Here is a 20,529-nt window from a genome sequence, read left to right as displayed (position 1 = left end):
TGTTTTGAAATGCGCGCGCTAATTGCGTCGCTGCAAAGGCGGACGCGGCGGGGCGGTCGATGCCCGGACGACGAGCTTGGGCTCGGACGAAATCCGCATCGGCACAGGTTGCGTACCGCGTCCCGCCTGCCCATACGACGACTCGATCAACTCGCGCAGCAACGCTACCGCCAGCCCGGCGACCTCGACGGTTGGCACGGCAACGGTCGTCAGCGGGGGGCGCGATTCGCGCGCGAGCTGAATATCGGTAATGCCGACCACGGACAGATCGTCCGGTACGCGCAGGCCGAGATCCGCGGCTGCGTGCATCGCGCCGAGCGCGGGCAGGTCGTTGGTCACGAAAATCGCGGTCAGTTGCGGATCGGCTTCGAGCAGCGCGCGCGCCGCAACATAGCCGCCGTGGATCGTATCGGCCGCATGCCGCACACGGTTCTTCGTGACACCGGCCTCGCGCAGCGCGTCGACAAAACCTTGATAACGCGCAGCGTGAATCCCCGACGCTTTGCTGCCGACGATGGCACCCACGCGCCGATGGCCCAGTTCCAGCAGATGCTTGCCAGCCAGTGCGCCGGCAAGACAGAAATCGACCGCGACGCACGGCAAACCCGGTGGCTCGTTGGGGCGCTCCCACATGCACAGCACGACTGGTGTGCCGCGCGCTTCGGTCGCGTGCAGATCGGCGAAATCGAGGTTCGCGTTCGTCACCAGCACGCCCTCTGACAACGTGCCGGCGATCTGCTCGAGATACGCGCGGCCGGTCAGCGGATCCTCATTGGTGTTGCAGATGATCACGAAATGGCCGCTCGTGCGCGCCGCGCGTTCGACCGCGAGCGCGAACTCCGGATAGAAGGGATTGGCGATGCTCGACACCATCAGCGCGAGCGTCGGCGCCCGGCCCTCGGCGAGCGCGCGGGCAGCCAGATGCGGGCGGTAGCCGAGCGCCTCGACCGCATCGAGCACGCGCTGCCGGGTGCTCGCGCCGACGCGGCCGCGGTTGCGCAGCACGTTGGATACCGTGGCCGGCGTGACGCCGGCATGACGCGCGACTTCGCTGAGGGTGGTCATGATGTCGTTAATATCTGGGATGGCTGCCCGTCATTTGCATCGCGACGCAAGGCGCGGCAACATCTGTCGACGAACAGACGGACAAAACGATATCGGAGACAGCCCAGCGATCGCATGCGATCGATTTTTTCGGGCTTGCTGATTAAGCGCTTAATCTCCGACTTCGGCCGATTAAATCACGGAGTCGATCACATGGCGAGCATTTCCTTACGAGGCGTGCAGAAAGCGTATGGCGACGGTGCGCCGGTGATTCGCAACGTCGATCTGGACATCGGCGCAAACGAGTTCTGCGTGTTCCTCGGACCGTCGGGTTGCGGCAAGTCCACGCTGTTGCGCATGATCGCCGGTCTCGAAGACGTGACGGACGGCGACCTGTCGATCGACGGGCGCATCGTGAACGACGTGCCCTCCGCGCAGCGCGGCGTCGCGATGGTCTTCCAGAGCTATGCGCTGTTCCCGCATATGTCCGTATTCGAGAACATGGCGTTCGGGCTGAAGCTCGCGAAGACGCCGAAAGACGAAATCGAGCGCAAGGTGCGTGAAGCGGCCCGCATTCTGCAACTTGAAGCATTGCTCGAGCGGCGGCCCAAGGCCTTGTCCGGCGGGCAGAGGCAGCGCGTCGCAATCGGCCGCGCGATCGTGCGCGAGCCCGGCGTATTTCTTTTCGACGAACCGCTGTCCAACCTCGATGCAACCTTGCGCGGGCAGACGCGCGTCGAAATCGCGCGTCTGCATAAGCAGTTCGCGAAGGCGAGCGTGGTCTACGTGACGCACGATCAGATCGAAGCGATGACGCTCGCCGACAAGATCGTGTTGCTGCATTCGGGTAATGACACGGAACGCTGCGGCAGCATCGCGCAGATCGGTGCACCGCTCGAGTTGTATCACCGTCCGAAAAGCCGCTTCGTGGCTGGCTTCATCGGTTCGCCGCGGATGAATTTTCTGCCGGGCAAGGTCGCGTCGGTCGAGGCCAACGGTGTGGCTGTGACGCTCGATCACACCGGCGAAACGCTGCTCGTGCCCGTGGGCGCGGACGGGTTGCAAATCGCGCAATCGGTCACCGTCGGTGTGCGTCCCGAGCATCTGGAGTTCATCGACGCAGCCGCGCCTGCGTCGGCAGCAACATCGGCCGATGGCGTGCTCACGCGCGGCGTATCGCTCGTCGAACAACTCGGCGAACACAGCTACGTTCACCTCGATCAACCCGGCGGCGCGGTGCTGATCGCCAAGGCCCCCGGCGCGACCCGTCTCGCACCCGGTGAGAGCGCGAGTCTGCGCGTGCCGCGCACTGCCTGCCATCTGTTTACCGACGACGGCTTCGCGGCCGCGTCGCTCGAATCCGTCGAACACTACGCTTGAAGAACATTGGGGACATAGGGATGCGTCTAGGAGTCTGTTATTACCCGGAGCACTGGCCCGAGTCGATCTGGGAAGACGACGCGCGCCGGATGAAAGCACTCGGCATCGAGCAGGTGCGGATCGCCGAATTCGCGTGGAGCCGGATCGAGCCGACGCCCGGCGAATACGACTGGGGTTGGCTCGATCGCGCGATCGACGTGCTCGGCGCGGCCGGCTTGCAGGTGGTGATGTGCACGCCGACCGCGACGCCGCCGAAGTGGCTGATCGACCGTCATCCGGACATTCTGCCGGTCGGCGCCGATGGTCGTACGCGCGCGTTCGGCTCGCGGCGCCATTACGACTTCTCGTCGCCCGCGTATTTCGACGCGTCGCAGCGCATTTGCACGGCGGTGGCCGAGCGTTACGGCAAACATCCGGCGGTAGCGTACTGGCAGACCGATAACGAATTCGGTTGCCATCACACGGTAGTCAGCTATTCGAGCGCAGCGGTGACGCGCTTTCGCGAGTGGCTGAGGGCGCGTTATCGGACGATCGACGCGTTGAACGATGCGTGGGGAACGGTGTTCTGGAGCATGGAGTACCGCAGCTTCGACGAAATCGATGCGCCCGTCGCGACCGTCACCGAAGCGCATCCGTCGCATCGGCTCGACTACCGCCGTTTCGCATCCGATGAAGTCGCGCGCTACAACCGCATGCAGGTCGAGATCATTCGCGCGCATTCGCCGGGCAGGCCGGTCGCGCACAACTTCATGCAGCTTTTTACCGAGTTCGATCACTACAAGGTGGCGGCCGATCTCGACGTCGCGACGTGGGACAGCTATCCGCTCGGCGCACTCGAAGAGCAGTGGTTCGCGCCGGACATCAAGGCGCGCTGGCTGCGCAGTGGCCATCCGGATTTTGCGTCGTTCAACCACGACGTGTATCGCGGCATGTCGAAGCTGCCGTTCTGGGTAATGGAGCAGCAGCCGGGACCGGTGAACTGGGCGCAGTGGAATCCCGCGCCGCTGCCGGGCATGGTGCGGCTATGGAGCTGGGAAGCATTCGCGCACGGCGCGGGCTGTGTGTCGTATTTCCGCTGGCGTCAGGCGCCGTTCGCGCAGGAACAGATGCACGCGGGTCTCAATACACCGGATAACCGGCTCGACGTCGGTGGTGCCGAAGCGTCGCAGGTCGCCGCCGAGATTCGCACGGTGCTTGCCGCGAATGCCGACGCAAACGCGACGGTTCGCTCGAAAGTCGCACTGATCTACGACTACGAGGCAAAGTGGCTATTCGAGGTTCATCCGCAGGGCGCGGACTTTCACTATCCGCGTTTCGCGTTCGAGTACTACTCGGCGTTGCGCGCGCTCGGACTCGATGTCGATATCGTGCCGGTCGATGCACCGCTCGACGGCTACAGCCTGATCGTCGTGCCGCCGCTGCCGGTCGTACCCGATGATCTCGGCGAGCGTCTCGCGCGCTCGGGCGCGCAAGTGGTGCTCGGTCCGCGCGCGGGCTCGAAGACACGCGAGCTGCGGATTCCGGCCAATCTGCCGCCCGGCGCGTTGGCGTCGGCGCTGCCGCTGCGGATATGGCGGGTCGAATCGATGCGGCCGAACGTAACCGAAGAAGTGCGTGTCGGAGAGAACGATGCAGCTGATGGCGTCGCGCGTCACTGGCGCGATTTCATCGACAGCGACGCGTCATCCTCGCTCGACGTGCGCGCGCGTTTCGCCGACGGTCATCCCGCGTATGTGCGAAGCGGCGCATTCCACTATTTCGCGAGTCTGTTCGACGACGCATTGACCGTGCGTCTGTTTGCGCGGATCGCACAGGAGGCCGGTATCGCGGCCGAGCAACTCGGCGATAGCGTGCGTATCAGCCGGCGCGGCGGGCTCACTTACGCGTTCAACTACGGCACCGAAGCGCACGCGCTCGAACACGTTGGCGACGATGCATTCGTGATCGGCTCACGCACGCTCGCGCCGCAAGGCGTGGCGATCTACCGGTCGCGATAGCAGAGCGCTGACCACGGTAGTTTCACGCAGTAATTCCAAAGAGAAGCGACAACGACGTAAAACCAGGAATAAAGGAGACAGTCGGAATGAAACTGAAACCACGCAAGATTCTGCTGGCGCTCGCGCTGGCTGCGTTCGCCGCGGGGACGTCCTTCGTCAGCACCGCGCAGGCGAGCACGCTCGCGCTCAACATCGCGTACAAAGGGGCGAGCCAGCGCGCGGTTTGGCAGCAGGTGGTCGACGAGTTCAAGAAGGCGCATCCCGGCATCGACGTGAAGGTGTCGTTCATCGACGAGGAAGCCTACAAGGTTCAGTTGCCGGGCTGGCTGTCGACGGTCGCGCCCGATATCGTCAACTGGCACGATGGCGAACGCATGGCCTATTACGCGCAGCGTGGTCTGTTCGACGATCTGAGCGGCGACTGGCAGAAGAACGGCTGGAACGACACGTATGCGTCGACGAAAGAAGCGTCTTCGTATAAGGGCAAGCAGTACGCGGCGCCGACCGTGTATTACTCGTGGGGGATGTTCTATCGCAAAGATCTATTCGAGAAAGCCGGTATCAAGGGCGAGCCGAAAACATGGGATGAATTTCTCGACGCGGCGAAGAAGCTGAAAGCCGCCGGCATCGCACCGATTGCGGTGGCGGGCCGCGATGCATGGACACTGGCGGGCTGGTTCGACTATCTCGATCTGCGCCTGAACGGCAACGCGTTTCATCAGAAGCTGATGGCGGGCGAGATTCCGTACACCGATGCGCGTGTGAAAAAGGTGTATACGACATGGAAGCAATTGCTCGACGACGGCTACTTCATCAATAACTCGCTGTCGTACGACCTCGACGCGGTGCAGCCGTTCCTGTTCCAGGGCAAGGCCGCCATGATGCTGATGGGTACGTTCATCGCGGCTGGCTTCCCCGACAACGTGAAGCCGCAAATGGGCTACTTCCAGTTCCCGATCATTGACCCAAAAGTGCCGACCGCGGAGGATGGCCCGGTCGAATCGCTGCATATTCCGTCGAAGGCGAAGAACAAGGCCGATGCGCATACGTTCCTGGCTTTTGTCGAAACGCCTGACATCGGCGCGCAATTGGCGAAGGGACTCGGCTCGCTGTCGGCGAACAGCAAATCGCCGGAACCTGAAGATCCCATTTCGAAGATCGGTTTCCAAATCCTGTCGAACACGAAGGGCGGTATTGCGCAGTTCTACGATCGCGACATGACCAAGGAGATGGCCGACGAAGGGATGAAGGGGATGCAGCAGTTCGTGTCGGACCCGTCGAAGCTCGACGACATCCTCGCGCAACTCGAGCAGACGCGTCAGCGTATCTACAAGAAGTAAGCGGCGGCGGCCGCGAGGCCGCTGCTCGTTGCTATTCTTTGCAACGGATTGGTTCGGGAGATCGATCGTGTCGCATTCCGTCAGCCGTCATAGTGTCGGCGGCCCTGTTGAACCCGGGGGACCGCGCATGCCCGCGTCCGGCGGCGCGCTGCGTTCGCCTGTCGCATCGCGCCGCCGCGGTCCAACGCCGACCGCGCGGCGGCAACGGCGCGCCGCGCTACTGTTTCTGGCGCCGGCCTGCATCATGGTGGCCGTGTATGTGATATGGCCGATCCTCTCGACGATCCGGCTGAGTTTTTTCAACTGGGACGGCATGACCGAGCCGACGTTTATCGGTCTCGCGAACTACGTGGAGCTGTTTCACACGGCGACCTTCTATACGGCGCTGAAGAACAATCTGATCTGGCTCGTGCTGTTCCTGCTTGCCCCGCCGCTGGGGCTCGCGGTCGCGCTGTATCTGAATCAGGCGGTGGCGGGCATTCGCATCGTCAAATCGCTGTTTTTCGCGCCGTTCGTGTTGTCCGGCGTCGTGGTTGGCCTGATCTTCTCGTGGTTCTACGACCCGACCTTCGGCTTGCTCGCGATGATGCTGGGCCACGGCGTGCCGGTGCTCGGCGATCCACGTTATGCGACGTTTGGCATCGTGTTCGCGGCGCTGTGGCCGCAAACCGCCTATTGCATGATTCTTTATCTGACCGGCTTGACCACGCTGAACGCCGAGCAGATCGAGGCCGCGCGGATGGAGGGCGCGCACGGCTGGTCGATGCTATGGCACGTGATCCTGCCGCAGCTGCGGCCCACCACGTTCATGGCGATCGTCGTCACGATCATCGGCGCGTTGCGCAGCTTCGATCTGATCTCGGTGATGACGGGCGGTGGTCCATTCGAAAGCTCGACGGTGCTCGCCTTTTTCATGTACGACCAGGCGATCAAGTACTACCGCATCGGCTATTCGGCTGCGATCGCGGTGGTGCTGTTCGGCATCATGCTCGTGTACATCGTCTATCACTTGCGGCGGATGCTGCGCGCCGAGCAATAAGGAGCCGCTGATGTTTCCGATTCCAATCGACAAGTGGAAACCCGCTACCCGCCGCGCTTACAAACTGACGTTGCCGATTGCACTGGTGATCTGGCTGCTGCCGATGATCGCGGTGCTCGTCACGTCGGTGCGTTCGACCGAAGAATTGAGCGAGGGTAACTATTGGGGATGGCCGAAGCATTTCGCGATGTTCGATAACTATCGCGAGGCACTGACCACGTCGCCGATGCTGCATTACTTCTGGAACAGCGTGTTGATCACGGTGCCGTCGGTGGTGGGCTCGATTGCACTCGCCGCGATGGCTGGCTTTGCATTGGCGATCTATCGCTTCCGCGGTAATTCGACGTTGTTCGCGACGTTCGTCGCCGGCAATTTCGTGCCGATTCAGGTGCTGATGATTCCGGTACGCGACCTGTCGTTAAAGCTGGGTTTGTTCAATACGGTCGGCGCGCTCATTCTGTTTCACGTGTCGTTTCAGACCGGCTTTTGCGCGCTGTTTCTGCGTAACTTCATCAAGCAGCTGCCGTTCGAACTCGTCGAGGCCGCGCGCATCGAAGGGGCGAATGAGTGGACCGTGTTTTTCCGGATCGTGCTGCCGCTGATTCGTCCCGCGCTCGCCGCTTTGGCGATTCTGGTATTTACGTTTGTGTGGAACGACTATTTCTGGGCGCTATGTCTGACGCAAGGCGATGATGCCGCGCCGATCACTGTTGGCGTTGCCGCGCTGAAAGGGCAGTGGACGACCGCGTGGAATCTGGTTTCGGCCGGGTCGATCCTGGCGGCGCTGCCGTCCGTCATGATGTTTTTTGCGATGCAGAAGCATTTTGTCGCGGGGTTGACGTTCGGGGCGACGAAAGGCTGAGTGCGTCTGCTGTGATATGCCGCAACGCCACTCGCAACGCCGCCCGCGCGCTATCGAGCGGCCGCTTGCCGTTGCCCGCTTGTGCGCTCGCGAGGTCCGCGGCAGGCGCCATCCACGGATGCGCAAATGCCACCACCGTCGCACCGGCCGCATAGGCGTCGTTTGCCGCCGATGCGATGGCCGCGAAGCACGCGTTCATGTCGCCGCTTTTAAACAGCGCCCAGACCTGTGGGACATGAATTATTTCCACCGACGCGGCGCTTTCGCTCGCGTATTGCGTGAAGAGCTTCCGATTCGGCTCGATCGCGGCTTCGGCCGCGCACAGTACGGCAATGTGTCCGCCAGCTTGCGCCGCTTGCGCGGCCGAGATGGCCAATGCGACATCGGCCCTGATGACGGGCGCGGGCGCGTTGCCGATCTCCGCAAGCGCGGGCCCCAGCGTCGCGCACGTCAGAATGACGGCATCGGCATCGGCCGCGAGTTCGACGAGTGTGCGGCAGGTTTGCGCTTTGATATCGGCGCGGAAGCCGCCCGCGCGTTCGACCCCCTCACGTAGATCCGCTCGCACCACATGCCGAAGATCCTCGGGCCGCACACCGATTTCGGTAGCCGCTTGTTCGAATACCTGCCTGTTGCCGTCGATCGTGTGCAAAAACGAAATGCGCATGGCTTCCTCCGGGGGCGTGGCCCGACTCGCATGGCTTGCCGGGCTCGTGATGTCGATGCTGCATTGTTCCGACGCCGCGGTGCCTTAACAAGGCAACTTCTCCTACTGGTATGACGGCTACCCGGTTCGCGTGCGTTGGGCGCGTCGGCTAAGATACGGGCCGCCATGCGTTTGTTAAAAAAGGAGTGGTTTCGATGATTCAACCGAGCAGCGTTTTCAAGGAAAATCTCGCCCGGATGCCGGCGATCGACGGCATCGCACGCATCGATCTGGTCGACCCGAAGGGCGTCGTGATCGCGAGTATCGAGAACAAGCCGGGCAAGCAGGGCTCGCTCGCGGTCTACAACTATCTGCGCGGCACTTTCGGCACGCTGGACGCGCAGGCGGCCGAACACGGTCTCGCGCTATTCGCCGAACACACGGCCGACGCGCGCGCCCGTCCGGGCGCGCATCCGAACGTCGACCATCTGCTCGCGATCGCGGCCGGCGGCGACGCGTTGGGTATCGAGGTCGTGCCCGCCTGAGCGGCGAAAGCGGCCGTTCGCGGCGCGCAGGCTATCGTCTTCTTCCGGTGCCAGCCGGATCGTCGCGCGTCCGGCAAACACAGTTGGGCCGGAAAGGGCTGCGCCTCGGTAAAAACCCTGGAGTTTTCTCGAAGATGCGGATTAGCTTCCCAATCGGCTTCTATTCGACGAATTGAAAAACAGGTGGGCGGCGCACACTGACCTCGTACCCATCGTGCTCGTTGCGCCAGGAGCCCCAGATGTCTTCCCGCCATACCAAGACCCGCCGGTTCGACCTCTGTCAGCCGGAAATCTCCGCCCCCGAATGGAACGGACTGTCACTCGACGCCGATGTCGACGCCGATGCAATGCGCGAACTGCGGCATGCGTCCGAAGCCGTGTTGCATCTCGCGACGCAGGCCCATGCGGCCGTCGCACGCAGCGACGTGGCCAGTGCGGAAGCCGCGCGCAAATCGCTCGAAAAACAGTTGACGCTCACCCGAGGGCTGATCGACGAACTGCTGTTCGGCGCGCCTGGCGAGTCCGTACTGCATTGACGGCCGACCCGGCATCGCCTCGGTATTAACCCGCATTCCCGCCGTCCCGGAAACTGAAAAATGAGTACTTTGACGATCGTTCTTTGCATCTGGGCGATGGTTGCCTTGTGCGCGGTTCTCTTTATCCGCGGCGCCAGCCCGCGCGTCGAATCGGCCGCACCTGCGGCGAAGCAACCGCGCCATCGCAGGTCGCCGTATTCGGTCACGGAGTAACGGCGAGAGACCAACGGGGTAACATGAAGTGCGCCGGCGCCGATGCTGGATTGCACTGCCGATGTTTCCACCGGAGGTTCTCGCATGGACACTCATTCGATTCTCGGCATGATGCATGCCGAAGAGGCCTTGCTCGTTTCCATCGTGCGATCGTTGCCCGAGGACATCAAGCGCAAGATCGCCAATGACTTTCACGAGCAGGTACAACTCGCCGAAACGTCGCACCTGACCCCGGCGTCCAATCGCGCCGCAAGCGATGCGTTCAACGCCCATATCCGTCGCCTGTCGAACATGCTCGCGTCTCTCTCCTGAAGAAACGCCGCATGGCGCTGAACAGGGCCGAGTCCCCCACTTCCCCGCTATCGGGACTAGCCAACTGCTGACGCGAGTCCGCTCAGGCCGCGTCAGCCGCGTTGTCCGCGCGCCGGCTTACGCCGGCGTCTATTGGGGGCAGCTTAAGACTGACTTAAGAAAGCGTCCCTAGGCTTGCCCATCAATCTTTTGCGGCGTCTCACGCAGTGACTCGAGACGCTGATTCAACGAACCCACCCGAACGTGCGCGCCTGTCGCGCGCGTGACGGTCGACTCCTTGTCATGAATCAATGCCTCTATCCATAGCCCGCATCTTGCCGGGGCGTGCCAGCGAAATCATCGTTGTATGTGCAATCAGCTCGGTGTGCGCGGCGTATCTGATGACCTCCCACCACGCGACACGCGACGACGACTCCGACGTATCGCTGGTCAGCAAGGACTCCGCCAAACCCGCCGGTCATATGCCGACAGCAGCGCCGAGCGCGCCAGTCGCGTCGGCGGCACCCGCCCCCCAACCACCTGCACCGCCTGCATTCACTGTCAAAACAGCGCCGATCGATCGCAGTTTCGCGGCGGCCGCGCAACGCATCGGCGTCGATGCGGGTACCACCGCGACTCTGGCGCGCGCGTTCGGCAACGAGCTCAACCTCGCGCGCGATCTACGCCCCGGCGACCAGGTGAGCGCGGTGTTTGACAACGCGCCCAGCAGCGAAAGCAAGTCCGGCGATAACAGTGGTGCGGTGAATAAGCCGGTCGCGGTTCGCATCGTCCGTGGACGGACGGCCCACGACGTGTTTCTCTACCGGGATCTTCGCGGACAACCGTTCTATTACTCGAAAGACGGCGCCAGCGCGAAGCCGGCTTTCGAGCGCTATCCGCTGAAGTTCACGCGGGTGTCGTCGGGTTTCTCGCTGAATCGCTTCGATCCGGTCGTGCATCGTTGGCAAGGTCATGACGGCGTCGATCTCGCGGCGCCACCCGGCACGCCGGTGCATGCGACCGCGCGCGGGGTAATACGTTTTATCGGCCATCAGACAGGCTACGGAAAGGTGATTGTCATTCAGAACCCCGCGCCTTATTCAACGACATTCGCGCATTTATCGCATTTCGCGAAGGGGCTGCGACGCGGCAGTCATGTGACGCGCGATCAGGTAATCGGTTACGTCGGCGAGACGGGATGGGCGACCGGTCCCCATCTGCATTACGAAGTTCACGTGAACGATGCGCCGCAGGACCCGCTAACCGTTGCGTTACCCAAAAAGACGCCGCTGCCAGCCGCTGAATTGCAGCGCTTTAAAGCAAGGATCGCGCAATTGACGGCGTTGCTGTAAAGCGAGCCGCCCGCGTTGACGTCTCAGGTTTGCAACAGGACGGTCCGCGCCGATCAGCACGACTTCTTCGTGTCACGCGCCGGCAATCCTGACCGGTGCGTCGCTCGAATCTTTGTCTGGCGATGTTCATGCGGGTTTTCCCATCCGCTTCTTGCCACGCTTGCGGATGAGCGCGCAAGCATCGTCGCGCGACGGCGACGCATCAATTCCGACACATTGCGTGCTCTGCGGCGTGTGCGACGCGACTCGCGGATGCGCAGACCATTGCCTGGCAACGCCCGGCGCCCGATGGCATAGCCGTTGCAATACGAGAATCACAAGAACTACACATTGCAGCCGCGACTCAGGCATTCATGTACTGAATAAACAGCCGACGGCGGCAAACGTTTCGCGATTCGCGTTCGGGGCGGTTGACGCGTTTTGCGAAGTGCGGCGGGGCCAACTCGAAACGGATGTTGATCAACCGCGACGACGCGAGTGGACGATGCGCAAGTATCGGCCACTCGCGATCGTGACGGCGTGACGCGATGACCTCGCCACTTTTTCCGCTCCGATGGATGAACCGGGGTTCGCGGTAACGGCGCACACGGCAGATCGCTTCAAAGCGGCTTCAAATCAGGTTGAAAAGCGAGTTCGCTTCGAGATCAACGCGCTTGCGCGCCGCTCGGCGCCCTGCCAAGATCACATTAACGCCACCGGCGTTTTCCGCGTCCGCGGCATGTCTCGCGTTTGTTCGGTGTTGGCTGGAGCCGCACCGCTCGAATCACTCGAACCACACAAGCCGCCACACGCACCGGAGCGGCCAACGCACGGTCTACGTCCTCTACGCCGGGGAAACCATGTTTGCGTCCAGCCCGTTTCCTGAACTGCTGCACCACGCGATACTGTGGTTGCAAGCGTATGCGCTGGTGCTGCTGATGATGGGACTCGGCGCGTTGCTGGAACGTCGCTGGGCGGCCACGTTGCTGCAATCGCGCGCTGCGCAGCGTTTGAACATGGCGTACGCGGGTGTGTACCTGGTGGTCGTCGAGGCCGCGAAGCCGCTCGCCGCGGCAGCAAGCGTCGCGATCGTGAACGCATTCGGCGGCGGCATGGTGGTGCTGGTCTCGCACGGGTGGAGCGCGGTCGCGTCGTTGGTGATCGTGCTACTCACGATCGATCTGCTCGAATACGGGTTCCATCGCTTGCAGCACACATGGCCCGTCCTGTGGAAGCTGCACTCATTGCACCATAGCGCGGTGGATTTCAACGTGACGGTGACGTTGCGTCATCACTGGCTCGAAGTGCTGATCAAAGGGTGTCTGCTGTACCCGATCGTCGGCGTGCTGTTCAAAGTCGAGCCATGGATCGTCGGCGCGACGTCGATCGTGTTCATGATCGCCAACAACATCGCGCATCTGAATCTGCGCGTGGACGCCGGCCGCTACGTCACCTGGGTGATCAACCCGCAATATCACCGGCTGCATCATTCGATTCGCGCCGAACATCTGAATCACAACTTCGCGCAATTGCTGCCGATGTGGGATCACATCTTCGGTACGCGCTGGATACCCGCCAAACACGAATGGCCGGCTACCGGTCTCGACGACGGCACGCAGCCGGGTTCACTGCTCAGTGCTTTCGCCTGGCCACTGGGTCAGCACGCAGCGCACGATGCGATGCCGGCTCGCAAAGCGGTCGCGCTGCTGGACGAGGAAGCGAAATAGGCTCACCGAGGCTGACGACGACGCTGACCGCGCCCCGAGCTGTCACGGGACCGAACGCATGCAATCTGGCCGCGATCACGCGAGCCGTGCGTTGCGCACCGCGTTGCCGCCCAGCAGTGAAACGATCAACGTGGCCATCGCCAGTAGCCACAGCGCGCTGCGCAAGCCGAGCAAGCCGGCGCCGAAACCGATCAGCGGCGGACCCACCAGAAAGCCCGCATAGCCCGCCGTGGCCGCCATCGAAACGCCGACTGCCGGCGTCGCGGTCGAGCGGCCCGCCGCGCTGAAAATCACCGGAACGATATTCGCGAGACCGACGCCGACCATCGCGAAGCCGACGCATGCGCTCCATACGGCCGGCAGACTCAGCACGAGTGCGAGTCCAGCCAGCGCGATCAGGCCGCCGAGCGCGACGACCCTGCTCGAACCGAAGCGGCGCACCGATGCATCGCCGGCCACGCGGCAGGCAGCCATCGAGAGCGCGAACGCCGAATAGCCGATCGCGGCGACACTCGCTTCCTGATTCAACGTCGAGCGCAGATAGACGGCGCTCCAGTCGGCGACCGCGCCTTCCACCAGCATGCAGAGAAACGCGAGCATCGCCAGCTTCATCACAGCGCTGTCGGGCCACACGAACCCGCTCGATGCGGCGGGCGCGCGCGGGCCGATATCGCGCAACGCAAGCAGCGCGGCGAGGGCAATGAGCGTCGCGATCAACAGGTCGGGCACGAGCAGCCCGCCGAACACACCGACGCCGTTTTTCTGCAGCATCGCGCCTGTCGCGGCGCCGAGCAGACCGCCCGTGCTCCACGCCGCATGAAACGACGACATGATCGGCGCGCGCCATTGCGTTTCGATCGCGCTCGCGTGCCCGTTCATCGATACATCCAGCACGCCGTTCGACGCCCCGAGCGCGAACAGCGCCACGCACAGCGTCAGCATGCCGGGCGCGAGCGCCGGCAACGGCAACCCGATCGCGAAAGCCGCGCCGAACAGTGCGGTGGCGCGTCCGCTGCCGACGCGCGGCGCCAGTTGCCCCGCTAGCGGCATCGCGACGATCGCGCCCAGCGCGAAGCAGAACAATGCAATGCCAAGCGATGCGTCACTAAGCGACAGGCTCTCCTTGATGCGCGGCACCTCGACCGCCCACGCGCCGATGCCGAAACCGTTGGCGAGAAAAACGCCGATCGTCGCGATGCGTTCGTTGATCAGCGGGTTGTGCGAGATAGCGGGCGAAGTCATCGGCGTGCCACCTTCACGTTGTCGCACACGGCCTTCAGGCTTGCGAGTCGCGCGGCCGGCACGTCCGCTTCGACGATCAGATGGTCGACCGCCGAGGCGGGCGCCACCGCGAACGGCGCGGCCGTCATCAGCTTTTCCGACGTCAGCGCGATCGCGAGCTGGCCGCTCGCCTTGACCATTGCGCGCTTCAGTTCTGCGTCTTCCGCGTCGAACGCGGCAACGCCTTCTTGCGGATCGAGCGCGCACGCGCCGAGAAAACACAGATCGGCGCGGATCTGCTGGATTTGCAGCAACGCGGTCGCGCCGAGCGAGCCCGCCGCGCCGCGCGCGACGCGGCCGCCGACGAGTATCACGTCGAAGCCGGGCCGGTTCAGCAGCCGCACGCAGGCCTCGGGCGAATTCGTGATGACGGTCAACTCAGTGTTGTCGGGCAGGGCCGCCGCGATCGCGACGTTCGTCGAGCCGGCGTCGAGCAGCACGATCTGCTTCGGACGAACCAGCGATGCGGCCGCCGCGGCGAGCCGCGCTTTGCGATCGACGGCTTCGTGCATGCGCAGCGCCGCCGGCTTGCCGGCGGGCGACATCAGCAGTGCGCCGCCGTATACCCGCTTGCACTGGCCGCTTTGGGCGAGGTCGCGCAGATGACGGCGCACCGTATGCTCGGAAGTCTGCAATTCGGCGGCCAACTCCGCCGCCAGCACGCGGCCGTGGGTGCGCAGCCGCTCCAGAATAAGCGCCTCGCGCTGTTCGGGCAGCAGCCCGTTGATCGCTTCCTGCCGTGTTCGCTGCATCGCGGTTCCTCGCTTTCCCAACGTAACCGATCATAAACGAGCAAAACATATCGTAAATGATCAGCTCGCGCAAGCGGGGCGGACACGCGCTAAACGGCGCGCTTCGGATTCCGCGCGGCGTGCCCGAAGACCAGCCAGTCGAGCAGCGATACGGCGATGAGCGTCGCGCCCATCAGCGGAAAGATCACACCGAGCAAGACGAGGCCGGCTTCCCATCCGCGCATCGGCGGCGCTTGGCGTTCGCGCGACGGCGCGCCGAGCGAGCGTGGTGGACGTCGTTTCCACCACATCACGCAACCGCTCACCGCGAGCGCGGTAAGGCCGAGCGAAATGACCGTGCACATGATCTGATTCGCGATGCCGAAATAGCGGCCCATATGCAATGACGTGCCGTACGACACGGCCTTCGCGATCGCGCCGTAGTCGCGGTAGCGAATGTCTTTCAGGAGCGCGCCACTGTATTGATCGATGTACAGCGTGCGCTCGTCTTGGGGATTCCCCGGGAAATACGAAACGGTATAGACGCCGGTCGCGGAAGCCGGCAGCACGATGTCGTAGTTGTCCGTGATGCGCAGCGAAGCCGCGAGCGCGACGATAGCGCCGAGCGACAGCGGCGCTGTGGCGTCGGATGCCGCGGAAGCGGGTACGCGCGTGTTGCCGGCCGCCCATGGCGCAAGCGGCAACGGCAGGTCGTCCATCACCATGCCGGGCATCGAATCCATGCCGGCGTGATCGTCATTGGGCGCGCTGGCTGGATGCGCATCCGCGGAGGCGGCGTACTGTTCGTGCGTGCGTGGCGGCGTGGAGCGCAGTGCCAGGCCACCCCACGCACCGGGCGGCGCGCCCAGATGCGTGGCGGTGGCGAACGCCTTGAACTGCTTGCCCCACGAACCGGTCCACGGCAAACCCGTCAGCACGAACGCGAGTGCGCCGAGCGCGAGCCAGATGCCGAGCGCCGCGTGTAGGCTCTTCCACAGCGGCCGTCCTCGCAATGCGAAGCGCGGTAGCAACGCGGCGCGCGTGCTGGCAGTTCCGCGTGGCCACCACAGTGCGATGCCGGTGCCGATCATCACGAGCGTCCAGCATCCGGCCAGTTCCATCAGCAATTCGCCGGGTTTGCCGAGCAACAGCTTGCGGTGAACCATCCGATCGATGTGCATCAGCCGGCCTTCGACACTGAGCGTGCCCAATACATCTGCGTTGTATGGATTCAGATAGACGCTCTGCTGCGTGCCGTCCGCGACACGAAAGACGAATTCGGCGCTGCGTTGCGGATCGCGCGTGATAACCGCGGTCAGCGCGGTGGAACCCGCAGGCATCGCGGCACGGGCCTTAGCCAACAGCGCGTTGTCGGGCAGCCGCGGTGCTGCCTGCGGTTCGACGATCAGGCGATGCGGATAGAGCAATGGCTCGATTTGCGGCTGGAAGCAATAGAGCGTGCCGGTAATCGCGAGCACGAGCAGGAACGGCATCACGAAGAGCCCCGCGTAAAAATGCCAGCGCCACAGCGTTCTGTAGCCAGCGTGCGCGGGGCCGGGGCTTGGGCCGGAGCTTGAGCCGGTAGCGGTGGTGGCGTCTGAGCCGGCAGTTGGGTTGCTTACCGCGCGAATGCGTTCTTCAGCGTGAGTCGTGGACATCAAAACCTCGTGGGCAAGATTGATCGATCGCTTCAAGGCGAGAAGCGGTTCGTATTGCGCCGGATTGCCGCTTAAATGCGCAGCTTTGCCTCCACATAGAAGGTGCGGCCCGGGTACGGGTGATAAACGAAGTAGCGCGCATCGAACAGGTTGTCGACGCCAACGCCGATCTCACTCAGCTTGCTGGGCTTGAACGTGAACTTCGCATCGGCCACCGTATAGGTACTCGTGCCGCCGAATACGTCCGGGTTCGTGTCGGTATTGGTCAGCGTGTTGTACTGGCGCCCCGAATAGCGCGCGGCAAGTGTCAACGCCGCGCGCGCGTCGAAGTGATAGGTCGCGGCGAGGTCCGCGCGCCACAGTGGAATACGGTAAAAGTACTTGCCGACTGTCGCCGGGTTCTGCGCATTTGCGATGATCTTCGATTGCGTATAAGCGACGCTCGCTAGCAAGTCGAGGCCACGCACCAGCACGTCCTCACCGGAATAACTCGTTTCGACGCCACGCGAGCGGACTTTGCCGATGTTCTGAAAGTTCGTCACGTTCGGAATCACAGTCGTGTCGGTCTGACTGAAGATCGTGTTCTTGACGTCGTCCTGAAACAGCGAGAAGCGAAATACGCCATTCCAGTGCGCCCATTCGGCGCTGAGCTCTTTCGAAAGATCGTCTTCGGGCTGCAGATTGGGATTGTTATTGACGAGCGCGGAGCCGTTGATTTGACCTTGGAACAGCTCGCTCACCGTCGCAAAGCGGTAGGCGCGGCCGATCGACGCACGCAAGCTCAGATCGTCGCTGACATCGAACGATAGCGACGCTTTCGGCGAGAAATGGCGTTGGCTCGCATCGCTATACGCAATGGTCTTGCCGGGCAGCGACTGCGCGCCATCATAGGCTTGCCAGTCTTCATACCGTACGCCGTAGACGAACTTCCAGCGCGGCAGGAAGCGCCACGCGTCCTGCGCATAGAGCGCCTGGGTCTGCGTCTTGCCGGCAAATGCATTGGCTAACGACGTCGCGTCGCCATCGCGCCAGTTCAACGTGTTGTAGCTCCGGTTGTCGAGAAAGTAGTTGTCGTAGTGATAGCCGACACTGAGCGCGTGATTGCGCAGCCCAGCCTGGCTGGCGGCCGGCGTGTAGGTGCCGCGCAGATCGAGCGTTTTCCAGCCCGTGCCGTCACCAAACAGCACAGTGCCGGGGCCATTGCCCGGCCCCCCGGCATTCGCGGTGCGTGCGACGCTATTGCCGATGTCGTAATACGACGCGATGGCTTCGCCATTCCAGCCGCTCGCGTTGCGCGTCTTCAGCGAAACACCGTAAAGCCAGTTTTCGCTGTGACCGAGACTCCGCGCGAGCGCGGCCGCCGGGATCGCGTAGTGGTAGCCGTTGATCGACACATTGCCGCTATACACCGGATTGCCGTTTGCATCGCGCAGGAACGTCGAGCTCTGGCTGTCGTAGGTCTGATGCCAGTACCCGAGCGTGAAGCCGCCTTGCACCGTCGGCGTGAAGTCGTACTGCATCTTCAGCTTGAACTGGTCCTGCACGGTGTGCTCGATGCCTTCGCCATTCACCCCTAGTACGACTGTTGGTGCATTGGTCTGGTTGTTGTAGAAGTACGCGCCGTTGACGGGGGCGTCGCCGGGCTTCGCGGGCGTGCCCGATTGCGCGAGCGTCGCGAATTGCAACGGCTGACTGGTGTTCTCCAGGTGGTTGACGCCGAGCAGATATGAGAACTTGCCAATGCGGTCGCCAATCGACGCACTCGCTTCGCTGCCGTCGAAGTTCCGATTTACGCCGAACAGACTGAAGTGCTGCGTAAATGCCTTCACATCCGCATTCGCTTCGAACTGTTTTGGCATCCGCGTGCTGATCAGCACCGTCGCGCCGAGCGAATTGCCCGGGTAAAGCGCGGAAAACGGGCCATAGATCACGTCGACCTGCTGAATCTCGTCGGGAAACACCATCGACCAGCGCGGCGGAAACGAATAGCTATTGCCAAGCAGGTTGCTCAGCAGCAAGCCGTCCGCATAGACGAGGCCGCGCGCGCTTTGCGTGTTACTGGTGCCGCGTACCGCGATGATCGAATTCAGATCGCCGATAAAGCGCTTGCGTACCGCGAGATTCGGCAGGTACTTCAGCACGTCTTCGGTATTGACGACGTTCCAGTTCGCGAACTGCTCGCGCGTGACGGTTTCCACGGAGGCAGGCAGGTTCGGATCGAGCGCACGCGGCGCGGCGGTCGCGCGCGCACTCGCGTTGACGCTGACAGTGGGCAGTGTGGCGTCGGCGTTGATGCCATCCGCTTGCGCGGGCGTGACCATGAGAGCCGGCACGAGTGCCGGCAGAAGCGCGGGCCAGCGGACCGCGCGATGAATGAGACGACGACGCGGAAAGACAGCGTCACGGCGGACGCAAAAGCACGAGCTTCGCGGCGCGAAGTTGAACATGAAGGTTTCCTCGATGCATTGAACAGGCGATCGCACGCGTCGTCGACACAAGCGACGAACGCACGATCAGGACTGGCAGCGATCAGGAAACGACAGGTGGGGCTCGTGGACGTCCCGACGGGAACGCGCCAAGCGGTGTGAAGCGGGTGGACAGCGTGGGCGGTGTCGTGCCAGCGAGCAGCAGCCCGGCCGGCGGTTCGAGTACGACGAGCGTCGGCATCGCGACGTGATGCTCGAGCAGATGACAGTAGCCGCATGCACCGAATGCATCGGCATGGCCCAGATGCACGGGCGCAGGGCTGTTTTGCGCAACGAGGCCGGACTCGCTCGAACTGCCCGAACCGGCAGGATGAAGCGCCGAACACAGCGCGGCGATCGGCTCATTCGCGCTACTCGACGCGAGCAACTGACTCACGAGCGGCGCGAACACGACAAGCCACATGGCGACGAGGCCAAGCCATGCGGTCATGCGGTTGCGTGAGCGAGGAATCATGATGGTCCGAAGATGAACGCGGCGATTCTAGCATTGCATCGGGACGTTTTCCCTCATGATTGCCGGCATAGCAGCGGATTAGACGCCAAAAAGCCGCTCAGTTCGGCACACTGGCGTGGCGATCGATCGCCTAAGCTGGAGGATCGCAAAACGTGCGCCCGCTGTTGCCACAGCATTGTCGCGCCGCCTGCACATTACCGGAACACGCGCGACTTCCATCGCCACGACTCATGACGCCCACGCTTGCCTCCTCGATCGCCGACATCAACCAGCGCGCCGCGTCGCTGTGCTCGGCCGGACAGTTCGCCGATGCATTGCTGCTCGTTGCACCGTTGCTCGACGATGCGTCGCTGCCGCGCGATGCGCGGGCCGACGCGTTGAATATCGCCGGCAGCTGTTCGGCGGGATTGCATCGGGTCCGCGACGCTGAGCACTATTGGCGTCAGTGTCTGCGGCTGAAACCTGATTACGCCGACGTCTACGCGAATCTCGGCTCGCTGTTGAGTTTGCTCGGTCGCCTGTCCGCCGCCAAATCGATGTATCGGCAACTCGCGTTGCTGCGCCCGCTGGATGCGCACGCGCACTATCGGCTGGGCGATGTGCTGTACCGGCTCGGTCACAAGGACGAGGCGGAGGAAGCGTATCGCGCCGCGGTGACGACGAGCCCCGACCATGCGCAAGCGCACTACAACCTCGGCATCGTATTGCATGAACAGCGGCGCCTGCCCGAGGCGGAAGTGTCTTTCCGCCACGCGTTGCGCGGGTTGCAAGATCATGCGGAAGCGCACAACCATCTCGGCAGCGTGCTGATGGAACTCGGGCGGCTCGATGAAGCGGATGCCGCATTTCGTCGGGCGCTCACGCTGAAGCCGCAGTATCCGCAGGCGCTGAATAACCTCGGCGGCGTGCTCAACGCAATGCGGTGTCTCGCGCAAGCCGAACTGGCCTTCCGGCTTGCGCTCGCTATC

At 63.2% G+C, this 20,529-nt stretch carries 18 protein-coding genes; 12 read left to right on the top strand and 6 right to left on the bottom strand.

Annotated elements, in window-relative coordinates; all coding sequences use genetic code 11:
* Window positions 1–18: 18 nt before the first annotated feature.
* Entirely contained in the window at window positions 19–1,065 is a 1,047-nt protein-coding gene (locus VGH68_RS13730) for a LacI family DNA-binding transcriptional regulator (protein WP_331604183.1), read from the bottom strand.
* Between the two features lie 192 nt (window positions 1,066–1,257).
* On the opposite strand from VGH68_RS13730, the gene VGH68_RS13725 reads away from it, so the two are divergent.
* From VGH68_RS13725 to VGH68_RS13675, 11 genes are all read left to right on the top strand, one after another.
* Entirely contained in the window at window positions 1,258–2,424 is a 1,167-nt protein-coding gene (locus VGH68_RS13725) for a sn-glycerol-3-phosphate ABC transporter ATP-binding protein UgpC (RefSeq protein WP_331604181.1), read from the top strand.
* A gap of 20 nt (window positions 2,425–2,444) precedes the next feature.
* Entirely contained in the window at window positions 2,445–4,421 is a 1,977-nt protein-coding gene (locus tag VGH68_RS13720) for a beta-galactosidase (RefSeq protein ID WP_331604180.1), read from the top strand.
* An 86-nt stretch (window positions 4,422–4,507) separates the two neighbouring features.
* Complete coding sequence (locus tag VGH68_RS13715) at window positions 4,508–5,761, top strand: ABC transporter substrate-binding protein (RefSeq protein ID WP_331604179.1); 1,254 nt, start codon at window positions 4,508–4,510, stop codon at window positions 5,759–5,761.
* A 127-nt stretch (window positions 5,762–5,888) separates the two neighbouring features.
* Window positions 5,889–6,800, top strand: a complete 912-nt coding sequence (locus VGH68_RS13710; protein ID WP_331604178.1) for a sugar ABC transporter permease — start codon at window positions 5,889–5,891, stop codon at window positions 6,798–6,800.
* A 10-nt stretch (window positions 6,801–6,810) separates the two neighbouring features.
* On the top strand, window positions 6,811–7,662 hold the full coding sequence (locus tag VGH68_RS13705; protein WP_331604177.1) for a carbohydrate ABC transporter permease: 852 nt from the start codon (window positions 6,811–6,813) through the stop codon (window positions 7,660–7,662).
* A gap of 235 nt (window positions 7,663–7,897) precedes the next feature.
* Window positions 7,898–8,218, top strand: a complete 321-nt coding sequence (locus tag VGH68_RS13700) for a hypothetical protein (RefSeq protein ID WP_331604175.1) — start codon at window positions 7,898–7,900, stop codon at window positions 8,216–8,218.
* A gap of 305 nt (window positions 8,219–8,523) precedes the next feature.
* The gene (locus VGH68_RS13695) at window positions 8,524–8,853 is read left to right on the top strand and encodes a DUF2322 family protein (RefSeq protein WP_331604174.1); all 330 of its coding nucleotides are present in this window, start codon (window positions 8,524–8,526) and stop codon (window positions 8,851–8,853) included.
* Window positions 8,854–9,092: 239 nt separating this feature from the next.
* Window positions 9,093–9,389 (top strand): hypothetical protein, encoded by a 297-nt coding sequence (locus VGH68_RS13690; protein ID WP_331604173.1) that lies wholly within the window; start codon window positions 9,093–9,095, stop codon window positions 9,387–9,389.
* Between the two features lie 297 nt (window positions 9,390–9,686).
* Window positions 9,687–9,914 carry a hypothetical protein gene (locus VGH68_RS13685; protein ID WP_331604171.1) on the top strand — a complete coding sequence of 76 codons (228 nt, stop codon included), beginning with the start codon at window positions 9,687–9,689 and terminating at the stop codon, window positions 9,912–9,914.
* A gap of 380 nt (window positions 9,915–10,294) precedes the next feature.
* Entirely contained in the window at window positions 10,295–11,245 is a 951-nt protein-coding gene (locus tag VGH68_RS13680) for a peptidoglycan DD-metalloendopeptidase family protein (protein ID WP_331604170.1), read from the top strand.
* A gap of 839 nt (window positions 11,246–12,084) precedes the next feature.
* Entirely contained in the window at window positions 12,085–12,951 is an 867-nt protein-coding gene (locus VGH68_RS13675; protein ID WP_331604169.1) for a sterol desaturase family protein, read from the top strand.
* Window positions 12,952–13,026: 75 nt separating this feature from the next.
* Here VGH68_RS13675 and VGH68_RS13670 read toward each other — a convergent pair whose 3' ends face one another.
* From VGH68_RS13670 to VGH68_RS13650, 5 genes are all read right to left on the bottom strand, one after another.
* A complete protein-coding gene (locus VGH68_RS13670) occupies window positions 13,027–14,193 on the bottom strand; it encodes an MFS transporter (protein WP_331604168.1) in 1,167 nt (388 codons plus the stop codon).
* The gene (locus tag VGH68_RS13665; RefSeq protein WP_331604167.1) at window positions 14,190–14,984 is read right to left on the bottom strand and encodes a DeoR/GlpR family DNA-binding transcription regulator; all 795 of its coding nucleotides are present in this window, start codon (window positions 14,982–14,984) and stop codon (window positions 14,190–14,192) included. The genes VGH68_RS13670 and VGH68_RS13665 overlap by 4 nt, the downstream gene beginning before the upstream one ends.
* Window positions 14,985–15,073: 89 nt before the next feature.
* Window positions 15,074–16,621 carry a PepSY domain-containing protein gene (locus VGH68_RS13660; RefSeq protein ID WP_331604165.1) on the bottom strand — a complete coding sequence of 516 codons (1,548 nt, stop codon included), beginning with the start codon at window positions 16,619–16,621 and terminating at the stop codon, window positions 15,074–15,076.
* Between the two features lie 71 nt (window positions 16,622–16,692).
* A complete protein-coding gene (locus tag VGH68_RS13655; RefSeq protein WP_331604240.1) occupies window positions 16,693–18,942 on the bottom strand; it encodes a TonB-dependent receptor in 2,250 nt (749 codons plus the stop codon).
* A gap of 208 nt (window positions 18,943–19,150) precedes the next feature.
* Window positions 19,151–19,561: a DUF2946 domain-containing protein gene (locus VGH68_RS13650; RefSeq protein ID WP_331604164.1), complete on the bottom strand. Its 411-nt coding sequence runs from the start codon at window positions 19,559–19,561 to the stop codon at window positions 19,151–19,153.
* Between the two features lie 230 nt (window positions 19,562–19,791).
* Between VGH68_RS13650 and VGH68_RS13645 the strand changes: the two genes are divergently transcribed.
* Window positions 19,792–20,529: tetratricopeptide repeat protein (locus VGH68_RS13645; RefSeq protein WP_331604162.1), on the top strand; the 738-nt coding region annotated here is incomplete at its 3' end.

The organism is Paraburkholderia sp. (assembly GCF_036488505.1).
GTDB lineage: Bacteria > Pseudomonadota > Gammaproteobacteria > Burkholderiales > Burkholderiaceae > Paraburkholderia.
This window is presented reverse-complemented; position numbering and strand designations above follow the sequence as displayed.

What these genes read in the sequence shown, in the direction of transcription:
- VGH68_RS13730 (WP_331604183.1), bottom strand. Translation starts at nt 1,065, where the DNA reads ATGACCACCCTCAGCGAAGTCGCGCGTCATGCCGGCGTCACGCCGGCC.
- VGH68_RS13725 (WP_331604181.1), top strand. Translation starts at nt 1,258, where the DNA reads ATGGCGAGCATTTCCTTACGAGGCGTGCAGAAAGCGTATGGCGACGGT.
- VGH68_RS13720 (WP_331604180.1), top strand. Translation starts at nt 2,445, where the DNA reads ATGCGTCTAGGAGTCTGTTATTACCCGGAGCACTGGCCCGAGTCGATC.
- VGH68_RS13715 (WP_331604179.1), top strand. Translation starts at nt 4,508, where the DNA reads ATGAAACTGAAACCACGCAAGATTCTGCTGGCGCTCGCGCTGGCTGCG.
- VGH68_RS13710 (WP_331604178.1), top strand. Translation starts at nt 5,889, where the DNA reads ATGCCCGCGTCCGGCGGCGCGCTGCGTTCGCCTGTCGCATCGCGCCGC.
- VGH68_RS13705 (WP_331604177.1), top strand. Translation starts at nt 6,811, where the DNA reads ATGTTTCCGATTCCAATCGACAAGTGGAAACCCGCTACCCGCCGCGCT.
- VGH68_RS13700 (WP_331604175.1), top strand. Translation starts at nt 7,898, where the DNA reads ATGAATTATTTCCACCGACGCGGCGCTTTCGCTCGCGTATTGCGTGAA.
- VGH68_RS13695 (WP_331604174.1), top strand. Translation starts at nt 8,524, where the DNA reads ATGATTCAACCGAGCAGCGTTTTCAAGGAAAATCTCGCCCGGATGCCG.
- VGH68_RS13690 (WP_331604173.1), top strand. Translation starts at nt 9,093, where the DNA reads ATGTCTTCCCGCCATACCAAGACCCGCCGGTTCGACCTCTGTCAGCCG.
- VGH68_RS13685 (WP_331604171.1), top strand. Translation starts at nt 9,687, where the DNA reads ATGGACACTCATTCGATTCTCGGCATGATGCATGCCGAAGAGGCCTTG.
- VGH68_RS13680 (WP_331604170.1), top strand. Translation starts at nt 10,295, where the DNA reads ATGACCTCCCACCACGCGACACGCGACGACGACTCCGACGTATCGCTG.
- VGH68_RS13675 (WP_331604169.1), top strand. Translation starts at nt 12,085, where the DNA reads ATGTTTGCGTCCAGCCCGTTTCCTGAACTGCTGCACCACGCGATACTG.
- VGH68_RS13670 (WP_331604168.1), bottom strand. Translation starts at nt 14,193, where the DNA reads ATGACTTCGCCCGCTATCTCGCACAACCCGCTGATCAACGAACGCATC.
- VGH68_RS13665 (WP_331604167.1), bottom strand. Translation starts at nt 14,984, where the DNA reads ATGCAGCGAACACGGCAGGAAGCGATCAACGGGCTGCTGCCCGAACAG.
- VGH68_RS13660 (WP_331604165.1), bottom strand. Translation starts at nt 16,621, where the DNA reads ATGTCCACGACTCACGCTGAAGAACGCATTCGCGCGGTAAGCAACCCA.
- VGH68_RS13655 (WP_331604240.1), bottom strand. Translation starts at nt 18,942, where the DNA reads ATGGTCACGCCCGCGCAAGCGGATGGCATCAACGCCGACGCCACACTG.
- VGH68_RS13650 (WP_331604164.1), bottom strand. Translation starts at nt 19,561, where the DNA reads ATGATTCCTCGCTCACGCAACCGCATGACCGCATGGCTTGGCCTCGTC.